At 53.5% G+C, this 12498-nt stretch carries 16 protein-coding genes and 1 rRNA gene; 8 read left to right on the top strand and 9 right to left on the bottom strand.

The genetic code is table 11. The features are described from left to right. The first annotated feature begins 2 nt into the window (after positions 1–2). The 3 genes from rrf (at position 3) to ACUN8H_RS05120 (ending at position 1359) form a co-directional block, all read left to right on the top strand. Positions 3–118: ribosomal RNA gene (gene rrf, locus ACUN8H_RS05130) — 5S ribosomal RNA — on the top strand. A 365-nt stretch (positions 119–483) separates the two neighbouring features. Continuing rightward, complete coding sequence (locus ACUN8H_RS05125; RefSeq protein ID WP_445531054.1) at positions 484–672, top strand: hypothetical protein; 189 nt, start codon at positions 484–486, stop codon at positions 670–672. A 111-nt stretch (positions 673–783) separates the two neighbouring features. Next, the gene (locus tag ACUN8H_RS05120; protein WP_445531053.1) at positions 784–1359 is read left to right on the top strand and encodes an isochorismatase family protein; all 576 of its coding nucleotides are present in this window, start codon (positions 784–786) and stop codon (positions 1357–1359) included. Positions 1360–1372: 13 nt separating this feature from the next. Here the strand turns inward: ACUN8H_RS05120 and yaaA are convergent, their stop codons facing one another. Then, a complete protein-coding gene (gene yaaA, locus ACUN8H_RS05115) occupies positions 1373–2152 on the bottom strand; it encodes a peroxide stress protein YaaA (protein ID WP_445531052.1) in 780 nt (259 codons plus the stop codon). 137 nt (positions 2153–2289) lie between these two features. Beyond that, positions 2290–3321 carry an NADP(H)-dependent aldo-keto reductase gene (locus ACUN8H_RS05110; protein ID WP_445531051.1) on the bottom strand — a complete coding sequence of 344 codons (1032 nt, stop codon included), beginning with the start codon at positions 3319–3321 and terminating at the stop codon, positions 2290–2292. Between the two features lie 250 nt (positions 3322–3571). Between ACUN8H_RS05110 and ACUN8H_RS05105 the strand changes: the two genes are divergently transcribed. Further along, positions 3572–4066, top strand: coding sequence for a tetratricopeptide repeat protein (locus ACUN8H_RS05105; protein WP_445531050.1), 495 nt, complete (start codon positions 3572–3574; stop codon positions 4064–4066). Between the two features lie 34 nt (positions 4067–4100). Beyond that, a complete protein-coding gene (locus ACUN8H_RS05100; RefSeq protein WP_445531049.1) occupies positions 4101–4613 on the top strand; it encodes a hypothetical protein in 513 nt (170 codons plus the stop codon). 21 nt (positions 4614–4634) lie between these two features. Here the strand turns inward: ACUN8H_RS05100 and ACUN8H_RS05095 are convergent, their stop codons facing one another. The 6 genes from ACUN8H_RS05095 to ACUN8H_RS05070 form a co-directional block, all read right to left on the bottom strand. Continuing rightward, positions 4635–5177: an LOG family protein gene (locus ACUN8H_RS05095; RefSeq protein ID WP_445531048.1), complete on the bottom strand. Its 543-nt coding sequence runs from the start codon at positions 5175–5177 to the stop codon at positions 4635–4637. A gap of 50 nt (positions 5178–5227) precedes the next feature. Continuing rightward, a complete protein-coding gene (locus tag ACUN8H_RS05090) occupies positions 5228–5749 on the bottom strand; it encodes a DUF501 domain-containing protein (protein WP_445531047.1) in 522 nt (173 codons plus the stop codon). Beyond that, entirely contained in the window at positions 5721–6047 is a 327-nt protein-coding gene (locus ACUN8H_RS05085) for a hypothetical protein (protein WP_445531046.1), read from the bottom strand. The genes ACUN8H_RS05090 and ACUN8H_RS05085 overlap by 29 nt, the downstream gene beginning before the upstream one ends. A 42-nt stretch (positions 6048–6089) precedes the next feature. Continuing rightward, a complete protein-coding gene (locus ACUN8H_RS05080; RefSeq protein ID WP_445531045.1) occupies positions 6090–6497 on the bottom strand; it encodes an acyl-CoA thioesterase in 408 nt (135 codons plus the stop codon). A 96-nt stretch (positions 6498–6593) separates the two neighbouring features. Next, on the bottom strand, positions 6594–7400 hold the full coding sequence (locus ACUN8H_RS05075) for a hypothetical protein (RefSeq protein ID WP_445531044.1): 807 nt from the start codon (positions 7398–7400) through the stop codon (positions 6594–6596). Between the two features lie 114 nt (positions 7401–7514). After that, positions 7515–7946 (bottom strand): hypothetical protein, encoded by a 432-nt coding sequence (locus ACUN8H_RS05070; protein WP_445531043.1) that lies wholly within the window; start codon positions 7944–7946, stop codon positions 7515–7517. A gap of 36 nt (positions 7947–7982) precedes the next feature. Here ACUN8H_RS05070 and ACUN8H_RS05065 point away from each other — a divergent pair, with 36 nt between their 5' ends. Then, positions 7983–9149, top strand: a complete 1167-nt coding sequence (locus ACUN8H_RS05065) for a MalY/PatB family protein (RefSeq protein WP_445531042.1) — start codon at positions 7983–7985, stop codon at positions 9147–9149. Between the two features lie 6 nt (positions 9150–9155). Here the strand turns inward: ACUN8H_RS05065 and ACUN8H_RS05060 are convergent, their stop codons facing one another. Beyond that, entirely contained in the window at positions 9156–10100 is a 945-nt protein-coding gene (locus ACUN8H_RS05060) for a co-chaperone YbbN (protein WP_445531041.1), read from the bottom strand. A gap of 348 nt (positions 10101–10448) precedes the next feature. On the opposite strand from ACUN8H_RS05060, the gene ACUN8H_RS05055 reads away from it, so the two are divergent. Together ACUN8H_RS05055 and ACUN8H_RS05050 are read left to right on the top strand one after the other, a co-directional pair. Beyond that, positions 10449–10838 carry a response regulator gene (locus tag ACUN8H_RS05055; protein WP_445531040.1) on the top strand — a complete coding sequence of 130 codons (390 nt, stop codon included), beginning with the start codon at positions 10449–10451 and terminating at the stop codon, positions 10836–10838. After that, on the top strand, positions 10831–12483 hold the full coding sequence (locus ACUN8H_RS05050; protein ID WP_445531039.1) for a diguanylate cyclase: 1653 nt from the start codon (positions 10831–10833) through the stop codon (positions 12481–12483). Before ACUN8H_RS05055 ends, ACUN8H_RS05050 begins: the two co-directional genes overlap by 8 nt. Positions 12484–12498 lie beyond the last annotated feature (15 nt).

Raw genomic sequence — 12498 nt, 5'->3', positions numbered from 1 at the left:
CGCCTGACGACCATAGCACGCGTGAACCACCTGATCCCTTGCCGAACTCAGAAGTGAAACCGCTTAGCGCCGATGGTAGTGTGGGGTCTCCCCATGCGAGAGTAGGTCATCGTCAGGCACTTATACCGCAGAAAACCCAGCCAACCGGCTGGGTTTTTTGTTGCCGGGAAGAAAAGTTTCCCTCATCCAGATTGCCGCGCTGCGCTCGCAATGACAGAGCTAACGGTAGTGCGGCTGAGGTGACAGAGCCATGTCATGGCGAGGAGCGCAGCGACGCGGCCATCTCAAGTCTGCGGCCGCATACTTCAAAGATTGCTTCACTGCGTTCGCTTTTAAAAAGCTATCGCCATTTGTGATGTTAAAGCAGTTGTTTTAAATTCATCTAGAACAATAGCTTGTGCATTTACTGTGGTATTGTTGCCAAGCAACATCTAGTATGATGATGCAAGTACCCATTGTAAAAATCTCAGGAGGAGAAACGATATGACGACGGAAATAGCCAAAAAGTTAGCAATTGCTCTATTCATGGCGTTAATGGCAGGCGGGTTGGTCGCTTGTGATGACCAAGGTCCTGCCGAAGAAGCGGGCGAAAGTATTGATGAAAGTGCAGACGAAGCCGGTGAGAGCATGGAAGAGCTCGGCGAAGATATGGAAGAAGCTGCCGAAGATTAAGTGGGCGCCATCTGCATTTTTAAATTAGCTAAGCAGCCGCTGAAAAGCGGCTGCTTTGTTTTTGTAGGGTGTCTATCATGGTGCTAATAACGATAAAAACGAGGTAAGAGCATGCAGCTACAACGGGATAAAAGTCTTCTGTTAATGGTCGATTTTCAAGCTGGCCTTCTGCCTGTCATTGCGGGTGGTCAAGAAGCAGCTGGCGAGGCGGCCTGGCTAGGCGAAATGGCTTGCTTACTTGAGGTGCCGGTGTGGTTGACAGAGCAAAACCCAGACAAGCTAGGGGGTATTGCATCATCTCTGTTGGCTGCACTAAGCAACTATCAACGTTGGCAAAAACAGCATTTTGGCATCATGGCAGAAACTGATTTTGTCACCGCATTAAAGGCATCAGGAAGAACCCAGATCATACTGTGCGGTACAGAAGCGCATATCTGTGTACTGCAAACGGGCCTAGGGTTATTGGCGGCAGGCTATAAGCTCTATTGGCTCAGCGAAGCATCAGCCAGCCGACGACCGCAAGAGGCAATGTTTGCCCGTGAGCGCGCCTGCGCAAGTGGTGCGGTGGGTGTGACAGCCGATATGGTGGCTTATGAGTGGCTGCATCGTTGCGACACGGCACAGTTTAAAGAGGCGCACCAGCGGCTCTTAAAGCCGCGCTCTTCACGCCCCGTACGTTTTTTCTAGGCCGCCTCTTGCGTTAGCGATCGGCTTCTTTGCGAGTAAACACGAAAGTATCGCCCTGAGAAGATGCCGCATCAAAACGATAGCCTGCCACATCGAACGTCTTAAGTTGGTCAGGCTCATTGATCTGTTGCTGAATGAGCCATGCGCTCATCATTCCCCGTGCTTTTTTGGCATAAAAGCTAATGATTTTGAACGTACCATTCTTCTCGTCTTTGAATACCGGCGTAATTACCCGTGCATCGAGTTGCTTAACGTCAACTGATTTAAAGTACTCATTAGAGGCGAGGTTAACCAGCACCTTGGAGCCACTTTCAGTGATAGCTTCATTGAGGGCAGGCGTTAAAACGGGCTTCCAATAGGCGTAAAGATCCTTGCCAGCTTGGTTAGCCAGCTTTGTCCCCATCTCCAGCCGGTAGGCTTGAATCAAGTCGAGGGGCCTTAGCAGGCCATATAGGCCTGAAAGGATACGCAGATGCGATTGCGCATAGCGGTTCTCAGCCGCACTAAAGCTTTCAGCTTGTAGACCAGTGTAAACGTCGCCCTGAAATGCCTGTGCAGCGGGTTTGGCATTATTCAGAGTGAAAGGAGGCTGCCACTCTTCGAAACGAGCGGCATTCAGGCCCGCTAACTTATCGCTGATGCCCATGAGCTCACTGATCTGCTGCGGCGAATAGTCGCGTAAAATGTCGATTAGCGTTTGGCTTTGTTCTAGAAAGGCGGGCTGGGTAACCTGCTTGGTGGTGGATGGGGTTTCAAAGTCCAGCGTTTTGGCGGGAGATATAACGCTCAGCATTGCATGCTCCTGTACGTGCCCAGGTAAGTAAAAGCCGCTTATAAGTGGCCTTAGTATACCAAGCCTCGGCGAAGGCCGAGGCTATAATGGCGATAGCCTGCCAATAACCCCACTGGCGGGCTAATTGGCCGGCGTTTTTAAGGGCAGGGATTGGGCATGCGGCGATGAATATTGTCGATGGCCTCTAGTACCTCGTCATCTAGCTTGAGGCTTTCGCTGGCTAGGTTGCTTTCCAATTGTTCCATCGTGGTCGCGCCAATAATGTTACTGGTCAGGAAGCTGCGCGAATTAACAAATGCCAGCGCCATTTGGGCAGGGTCCAAATCATGCTGCTTGGCCAGCGACACATAGGCTTGCGTAGCGGTTTCTGCTTCCGGTGAGGTGTAGCGCTTGAAGCGCTCATATAGCGTTAGGCGACCTTTCGGCGGCTGGGCGCCGTTAAGGTACTTACCGGAGAGGACGCCAAACCCTAGCGGCGAGTAGGCAAGTAGGCCAGCATCTTCACGATGCGCAATTTCAGCCAAACCGACTTCGAAGGTGCGGTTGAGAAGGTTGTAAGGGTTTTGCACCGAGGCGACCCGCGGTAGGTCCAGCTTGTCGGCAAGTTGCAGCGAGCGCATTACCCCCCAGGGAGTATCGTTAGAGAGCCCAATGGCCCTTACCTTGCCTGCATCCACCAGCTCTTTTAGTGCTGAAAGCGTTTCTTCTAAGGGTGTCGCCTCTTCGTCTTCGCTATGCACATAGCCTAATTTGCCGAAGAAATTAGTTTGGCGGTCAGGCCAGTGTAGCTGGTAGAGGTCAATATAGTCGGTATTTAACCGCTCTAGGCTTGTGTCAATCGCTTGATGGATATGCTCGCGCGTTAGGCGTGGGCCGCCCCGAATATGGTCAAGCCCTGGGCCTGCCGCCTTGGTCGCAATGATGAGGTCATCTCTAGCACCACGCTGTTTTAACCAACTGCCGATATAGCGCTCAGTAAGGCCCTGGGTCTTGGCCATCGGTGGCACTGGGTACATTTCAGCGGTATCAATAAAATTGATTCCAAAAGCCACGGCACGGTCAAGTTGCTCGTGGGCTTCGGCTTCGCTATTTTGCTCGCCGAACGTCATCGTGCCTAAGCAGAGTCGGCTGACCTCCATGCCGGTTCTGCCAAGTGGGCGTGTTTGCATTTTTATCTCCTTGTTTAAGGCGGAATTGCCACAAGATAATCTGCTATTACCAGAGTGGTTTACGACGTATGTAGCGCATGTTAGCGAGGCGCTTGGAAAGCAGCAAATTAATGGGGTTGAGTCGTCGCCAAGGCAGGCGTATGCTTGCCAGCCCATCGACCGGCTAAAGGCCGGTTTCTCGTGTGGTCGGTAGCAATAATAGAAGTGGCTGCTGGCCCAAGGTCCCAACAGATAGGCAGGGTGGTTTGCCATGCTGCAGGCATCAACGTTGTTTACTCAGCTAGAGTTTCGTCTAGCTGAAAGGCTGTTTCATAATCGCTGGTTGTTACCGCGTTCTCCGCGTACCCAGCGTTTAACGATGCGCTTGTTTAAGCGTTGTGCGGAGGCGGGTCACCCTGATGCGCTCTCCGTTTACGGCCATATGCTCTTTCATCGCAGTCAGACGCCGCAAGATAAAGCGCGCGGTGCACGATACGTTCTGGAAGCAGCGCATGCTGGGGACTTAAAGTCGCAGTACCAAGTAGCGCAAATCCATGAGCATGGCTGTGTGCAATATCCGCGTCGCGAAGATTACGCGGTGACGTGGTACGCACGCGCTGCCCAGGCGGGGCATTTTTTAGCCGCCGAACGCCTTGCCCGCGCCTATCGCCTGGGTGAGCTAGGCTTGACGGTGGATGATGAACGAGCCGCATACTGGCAGCGACAGGCGGATCAGCAGTCGCTAGATGACGTGGCCGTCGCATAAAGCGCTACCGCGTTCTGATTGAGTGAGGAAGGTTGTGTCCGAGACGCTACCCACAGTACTAGATATTGAAGCGTCCGGGTTTGGGCGTGGCAGTTATCCCATCGAAGTAGGCATTGCACGTGCCGATGGAAGCTGTTGCGCCTTTCTCATTCAACCATTAGACGAGTGGACGCACTGGGACCCGAAGGCAGAGTTGTTGCACGGTATTTCCCGAGAACGCCTTATTCAGGAAGGCTACCCGGTTCGCCAAGTAGCCCACTGGCTGAATGACGAGCTACGAGAGCTAGGCAAGGCCTACAGCGATAGCTGGGGTTACGACAATACGTGGCTTTCACTTCTGTTCCATCATGCGGGTATGCTGCCGCGTTTTCGTCTTGAAGCGCTCAGGATCCTGCTTAGCGAAAAGCAGCAGGCGCTATGGAGCGACACCAAAGAAACGATGATCGCCGAACGCGGCATTCACCGCCACCGAGCAGGCGAAGATGCCCGATTGTTGCAATTGACCTATCAACATACCCTCCGGCTGACCGGTCACGCGAACTTTTAAGTGCTGCTGTTCTGATGAGCGTTATAGCTGGGCTTCTAGGGCATCAAGCAGTTCATTCGGTGTCGAGGCGTCAAGCAACATATCGCGTGTCGCAGTGGCTAAAAAACCATGGCTAACGGTATTGTCTAAAAATGTGAGAAGCGGCGTGTAAAACTCATCGATGTTGAGCAGTCCCATGGGTTTTTCATGCAAGCCTAGATAACCCCACGTCCAAATTTCAAATAGTTCCTCAAAAGTGCCTATCCCGCCAGGTAAAGCAATAAAGGCGTCGGCGTTAGCTGCCATGGTGGCTTTTCGCTCGTGCATGTTACGCACCCGAATCAGCTCGCTTAATCCAAAATGTGCCTGCTCTCGATCTACTAGGTGATCGGGCATTACGCCAATCGCCTCGCCGCCCGCATCAAGTGCTGCGTTAGCCAGCGCTCCCATCAGGCCGATACGTGCACCGCCATATATCAATGTATGGCCGCGTTCGGCGAGCGCGCGCCCCAACGTCGCCGTTGTCTGTCGAAAAGCTGGGCTATTGCCTTCCCGAGAGCCCAGATAGACACAAATTCGAGCCATTCGTTTTACTCCCTTAGTGCTTAAAAAAATGAAACATGCCTGCTCCGCTCTTAAGGCAGGCAGCGATCGACATGGTGGTGTTGATCCATCCACTGGCCTATCACATTGTTACCGCATAAGTGGTGAGCATACTGAGTATGCAGGCAGCGCACTTGGTGCCAATTACTAATGCCGCCAATGCCGCGTTCGGTCATCACATCGGTGTAGCCCAATTGCGCAACGTCGTGCCGCTGTGCATCGCTCATATAATCCCAGCGAGCGGCCACATAATCGCGGTGGCTTTGCAAATAAGCCGCAAGGAAGTCTGGCTCTTCCTGAAGCCGCTGTTCAAGCGCTTTGATAACGCCAACGGCTTCAATGCGGGAAATCTCTACTTTCAGCACATCAGAGCAGAGCCAATACAGCGTAGGGAAGGGTTTGCCATCAACGATGGGGGCCATACGTAGCACTAGCGGGGTGCCTTCACCATCGGTAGCAGCCACGGCTTCGATCCCACGTGGTGCACGGCCAAGCTGTTGAGCAATAATAGCGAGCTGACGTTCGTCAGGCGCCTGATTGGTACGTATCACCATCGGGTTGGTCTCTCACAAATTTGTTAGAGCGGCCAACAGCACGGAAAAAGCAGCGGTTGAGCTGTTCGGGCGACGCGACATAGCACCACGTCCGCTCACAGTATTCAGCGGCTCGTGCCATTAGCACATCATAGAGGCGGTTGAAGGGGGCATCATAATCGTAGGGGTCTGCACCAAACAAGCGGATATGCGGATAGTCGGCGAAGCGCTCAATAAAGTAGTGTTCAAGATCCGCCTCAACGGCACGGTGTTGCGCAACGTTATCCGGGTCTATCCAAAGGTTGTAGCGGATGGCCATAAGCGTGGCTCCTATTGCCCCGGCAGCGTGGGTCAGCGTCAATTAGGCGGACTCAGGCGCATCTTGCAGATGCGCCGTTAGCGCCTCGCGTAGGTTGCCCTCGATGGGCATGGCGCACTTGGCTTGGTGATCGTACTGCACCATCACGGTGTGGCCCAGGTTGGTGAGCTTGCCGTGCTGACGGGCCTCTTGGGTCACCGTAAACGAACTATTGCCCAAGCGCGTTAAATACGTGCGTATTTCAATGTCGTGGCCGTAAAACAGTTCAGCGCGGTAATCGACTTCCATGCGGGCCATGATTAAGCGCCACTGCTTGGGGTTTAAATCAGGCGTAAACAGTTTGAATAAGTCGTTACGGGCAAGCTCAAACCACGCCGGTAGACGCGTATTGTTGATATGACCGAGGGCGTCGGTATCGTAAAACGCAGGCTCAATGGTGCGCGTAAACATGGTGTGTCCTTGTTTTTGGTGAAAGGTTAGTAATGACGGCTTGTTAATGGACGAGATTAGCAGTCGCACTCAGGATTAACCCAAGCAAGCGCTTGGTCAAGTAAAGCGGCGTCGATACCATGCCATTAGTTGCATCCAGCCCAGTAGCCATAGTGTCGCCGCCGCAAATCCTGCCAAGCTGCCCCACAATAGCCCTAGCGTTGGGTAAGTATAAGAAACACATAGCGTATAACTCAGCAATGAGCCAAGCCCCATCGGGTAGTGTTTGATGACAGTGGCCACCGGGGCCGCACCGTGATTGAGATGCAGGATCAGCAAAAAGGGCAGCATGGTGACAGGAAAGGCGGCCAGTGTTCCTGCCCATGCGGGCGGCAGCCAATGCGCTAAGCTCGTAATGGCAAAGATGATCGCGGCAGCAAGGCAGGCCCGTGCAGCAAGGGCAGGAAGCGAAAACGAGCGACTCGGTGGGCTTTTTACATCTGGAATAGGGCGGAACAGCAGGCTAAAAGCGGCAATAGCCCCTAGGGTGACCAGCGTGCCGCTGAACCGAGTAAAATCAAACTGGGCGAGTAGCGTGCTGGCGGCCAACCACGCACTGAAACCACCTAACAAGCCGCTGATCATGCCTTTAACACCGGATTGGCGTCCTGCTAGCCAATAACCGGCACCTAGCGCCATCGTTGCAGTAAACCCAGCCAGTGTATGTATTGCACTTTGGGTCGCAAACGCGGGCGAAATTTCTAAGCCGATAAAAAATAGCGCCAGTGCCGTGCCCAATGGGTAGCCCGCCAGCAGCCCGGCCATACGCGGGCTGGCGCGCACTGCAATGGCCCCTAGGCCCAGCACCATACTGATTGAGAGGCCGAGCTTTGCTAGCTGCCAAGTGAGCGGAATTTCTATCATGCGGCGTGTTCCTTACTGTTATTGTTTTGATGCGGTTGATACATCGCTTTTTATCAAACTATTTCGCGGTCGCGGTCGCGACCGCTTTGGCTTTGGAACAGCACGTACTGCTAATTAGACTAAACGCAGCCCTTGCTGGTCGCGCCAAGCGGCTTCGAGTGCCTCTTGCAGGGGCGATTTTAAGTGCGCAGGAAGCGCATCTTGAGCGGCTTGAAGGGAATCAAAGGTGCGGTTACGCAACCAGCAGTAGGCCCAGGCACAGGCTTCAGCATCGCTATCCGGCGTTGGGCGGGCAGGCATCTGGTTAAGTAAAAAGACCGCGGTTTTGGGCGCCCATAAGGGAATTTCATCGGCGTTAGCCGTACTCCACTTATCCAGTGTTGCGCCGCTGGGCGTCGCCTCGGGCTCGCCCAGCTTTGCCACCCGAGCCGTCTCCGCGAGAATCAACGCCAAGCGATCAGCATCGGCTTGGCCAAGTGCACGCCACTGCCGCAGCAGCGCGGGCAGTCCCGCCCGCATCTTGGTATAAAAGTCATCTTGCGGCATGCTTGGTATTACCTCTGTTCAATAAGTGAGATTTTCATGGCCTATGATTTTGCCACGCCTGTGGAGCGACGCCACCCAGAAGGTGGCTGGGCATCGCAAAAATGGCACCGCTACGCTAGCGAGGTGCTGCCGCTCTGGGTCGCCGATATGGACTTTCGCTCTCCACCAGGGGTAGTGGAAGCGCTGCAGGCAAGGGTAGCGCATGGTGTCTATGGCTATGGCGAAGTGCCTGCTACGTTAACAGAAACCCTGTGCCAATGGAGCGCCGAGCATTATGACTGGCCCATTCAGCCCGAGTGGCAACAGTGGCTGCCGGGGGTAGTGCCTGCCCTGCATTTGGCTGCGCTCGCGCTAACCGCGCCTGGCGATGGTGTGTTAACCGTTGCGCCCATCTATCCACCATTTCTGGCCGTGGCAGAGCGCACCGGACGGCTATCCCAGCAAGCCATGCTGAAGGCGCCCTCATCGCCCAATGAGGAGTGGCAGTTGGACATTGCCGCCTTGGAGGCAGCGATTACGCCACGTACTCGCTTGCTATTGTGGTGCCAGCCGCACAACCCGACAGGCCGTGTATGGCGGCATGAAGAGCTGGCGGCGCTGGCAGAGCTAGTCGAGCGCCATGACCTTTGGGTGGTGTCCGATGAGCTTCACTGCGATCTGTTGTTGGCTGAAGGCGCGCGTCACCGCCCTTTGGCGGCTGCATTTCCTGTCCTTGCCAAGCGCACCATCACCCTATGGGCGCCGTCTAAAACGTTTAATCTGGCGGGGTTAACCAGCGCCTGTGCCGTTATTCCCGACCCTGAATTGCGCCAGCGTTTTGCGACAGCGTCGAAAGGGCTCCTGCCCGATGGCAACGTGCTGGGCTTAGTCGCGGCGGAAGCGGCTTATCGTGATGGTGAGCCCTGGCGTCAGGCGTTGTTAAGCGTACTTCGCGAGCACCGCGCCACGTTAGCGGCACGCATAGCGAACTGGCCGGGTGTTGATTGGTGCGCCCCGGAATCGACGTACCTTGCGTGGTTGGATATGCGTGAAGCTGGATTGGGGGAGGCGCCGTATAAGGCGCTGTTAAAACAAGCGGGGGTCGCGCTTTCTGACGGAGCGGCCTTCGGCTGCCCCGGCTTTGTGCGGCTTAACTTTGGCACCACCGCTTCGCAATTGGAAGCGGCGTTATCACGCATGGATACAGTGCTAAAAAGGCAGTAGGCCTGCTTAGTAAAGCATGGCAAACAATTTACGGCGGTAGGTAACGGTGAGCGGGTGGTCGGCGCCGAGTGCGTCGAACAACTGCAACAGCGTTTTACGCGCCGCGTCATCGTTATAGGCGCGGTCCTGTTTCATCAGCGCCAGCAGTGCTTCCAGACCTGCATCGTACTGGCCGTCGGCCACCTGCCGCAGGGCACGCTGGTACTGTGCTTCGCTATCGGTGCGCTCACCGAGGGCCGCAATCTCCTCAACTGAGAGCGCCTGTTCGCCAAACTCGATGCTGGCCCGAACGCCCCGTGCCGGCGCTGCATCGCGCTCTTCCGGCGGTAGGTTATCGAGCACTTCACGGGCCTCGCTGCCACGCCCTTCAGCCACCAGCACCCGGGCGAACGCGACTTGATAAGCGTAGTGTTCCGGGTATTGGGTCATCAGGGTTTGATAAATGTCGCGCGCGCCTGCGATATCGCCTGCTTGCAATGCTTCTTCCGCCTGCTCTTCCGGGGTGGGAGGCGCTTCACCGGGGGCGGGGAAGTAGCGATTCAGCCACTCACGGACCTCCTTCTCGGGCAGCGCTCCCTGGAACCCATCTACTAAGCCGCCTTGGCTAATCAGCTTCACATCGGGCGCTGAACGCACGCCGAGCTGACCGCCAATTTCCGCATTTGCCTCTATATCGAGCTTGCCGAGTAAGAAGGCGCCTGCGTACTCCACCACTAATTTTTCGAGTACTGAGAGCAGGGTACGGCTGCTAGCGGTGGAAGGCGAATAACAGCCCATCAGCACCGGCACCTGCATGGAGGCTTCCAGCACTTGCTGAATATTGCCTGCGTTCAGCTCGATAATGACGTCTTCAGGACGCACCGCCGCACTCTCATTAGTGGGGGCAGCAGCATTGGTATTTCCAGTCTCCGCGGTGAGCGGTTTACCTGAACGGGGATCAATAATCGACATGGGTAGACTCGTCAGCAAAAAATGAATACTAGTTACCCATGATATGCAGGCATCGTCCGGCGGATTCAAGGAAAAGGAGGGAAATAAAGCGCTATTGGCGAAAAAACCGCAGTTTAACGATAACGGTTTTTCTGGGTCTTTTTACATAACGCGCGGACACAAAAAAACCAACACCCATAAAGGTATTGGCTTTTTTGTAATTTATAGTGGGCACTCCACTTATCTTATAGGTTACTAATGACACGTTGTTATTGATTCCCCTCTGCAAAAAAAGCATGGCACATCTGGGACATCACTCATACAGTTACAGCTTATGAAAATTTAAAAAAAGCTTGAGGGTGAGGCGTCATGGCGACACTTGAAAGGGTTATGTATGTTGAGGACGATCCTGATATCCGAGAAATTGCAGCCATGGCGCTGGAGGACGTGGGTGGATTAACTATTAGAGTTTGTGCATCTGGTGAGCAAGCTCTTCAGGAAGCAGCTGAGTTTTCTCCTCAGATGTTTTTGCTAGACGTGATGATGCCTGGCATGGATGGTCCCGATACTTTACTGGCGCTAAGGTCCCAGGGACATATTACCGAAGCGACTGCCGTGGCCTTTATGACCGCCAAGGTGCATCCTGAAGAGATTGAGCGTTATAAAAAAATCGGTGCAGTAGGTGTCATTTCAAAACCGTTTGATCCAATGGCTCTCGCTGACGATGTTCGAGCTATTTGGAGGGCTTTCCATGGTTGACCCAACTACTTCCCATGCTTTTAACGTACGGATGCAAAAGCTCACCGCGGCGTATTCAGTGCGTCTCAAAGGTGAGTTTGAACAGCTTAAAAGAATTGCTGAAAGGCTGACAGAAAAACCTTCATGCCCTAAATCCCTTCAGCAGTTAAATTCAGCATTGCACTCACTAGCGGGCTCCGCAGGCACCTTCGGATATGTACAGCTTGGCCGTCAGGCCCGTGAACACGAGCAGATGGTGGCAAAAGTGGTAGAGCTGCCAGCCGATGCCTCGCAGCCCTTGCCTGTTACGCAATGGGTTTCCCAATTAGAAAAAGCGCTTGAAACAGACGAAAATCAAAAAACGGCAGTGTGCATCGAGACCTCCAAAGTGGGAAATGTAGAAGGGGAACCCTCCATTTGGCTGATAGAGCGTGATGCCATGTTGGCTGACTATATGATTCAGCAGCTTCACAGCTTCGGTTTTCGAGTACGGCATTTGAATGATGCACAAGAGCTCGATCAAGAGAAAAATACACTACCTGATTTGATATTGGTCGATCATCGTGCCACTCAACTTGCAAATCGCCAGGCTAATCCGGTTACTGTTTGGCAGCGCCATTTAAATCGATTTACCTGTCCGGTTCTCTTTACTGGTACTGAAGAGAGCTTCACTGCACGTCTCCACGCTTTGCGCAGTGGAGGAGTCAATTACTTTGTTAAGCCTCTGGATACGATTAAGCTCGCTTCTTATATGGCGCAGTTGATTAAATCGACAGATAGCATGCCAGAGCGGGTGATGGTGATCGAAGATGATGTCGAATTGGCTCAATATATCCAATCTGTACTGGAAGAAGCGGGCATGCAGGTCTCAGTGCTTGAGCATCCCGTTGTGCTGTTCGAAGCGATTAATGAATTTAATCCTGAGCTGATTCTGATGGATCTTTGGTTGCCCGACGTTACCGGTGCAGAGTTGGCAGCATTGTTAAGGCAGCTGGAGCGTTGGTCAGAATTACCGATTGTATATGTGTCGGCTGAACCCAATGCAGGGCTTCGAGGCCAAGCTCTACTGAAAGGAGGGGATGCTTTTCTAGAAAAGCCTATCGACACTGATCTTCTTATCAACCTGTGCAGAACCCGTGTTAAGCGCCTACGTAAGCTGGAACAAACCAAAAATCGCGATGGCCTTACAGGACTATTGAAGCACGCCAGCATTAAAGAAGCGTTGCAAGATCAGTGGCAACTAACGAAACGGAAATCCCAAGCCTTTTGTGTGGTGATGCTCGACATTGATCACTTTAAATCAGTTAACGACACTCATGGACATGCCGTAGGCGACTTAGTGATTGCCGCCGTAGGCACCTTGTTGCGGCAGCGCTTTAGAAGTACCGACAAATTGGGAAGATACGGAGGTGAAGAGTTTACATTGGTACTTATTGACTGCACTGCCAACAATGCTTTACTCATGGTGAACACCCTCCGCGAAGATTTCGCTGCTATTAAGTTCACCGGAGGCGGTGAACGGTTTTCCTGCACCTTGTCTGCAGGCGTGGTAGACAATAAACATTTTCCTGACGACTCGGCAGATGCGCTACTTAACCGAGCTGACCAAGCGCTTTATAACGCGAAAAACAGTGGCCGTAACAGGGTCTGTCTGGCGGCAGAATAGCATTGTCAGTGAAGC

Source organism: Vreelandella sp. V005 (assembly GCF_052645115.1).
The sequence above is the reverse complement of the archived record's forward strand: the minus strand, read 5'-3'. Positions and strand labels throughout refer to the sequence as shown.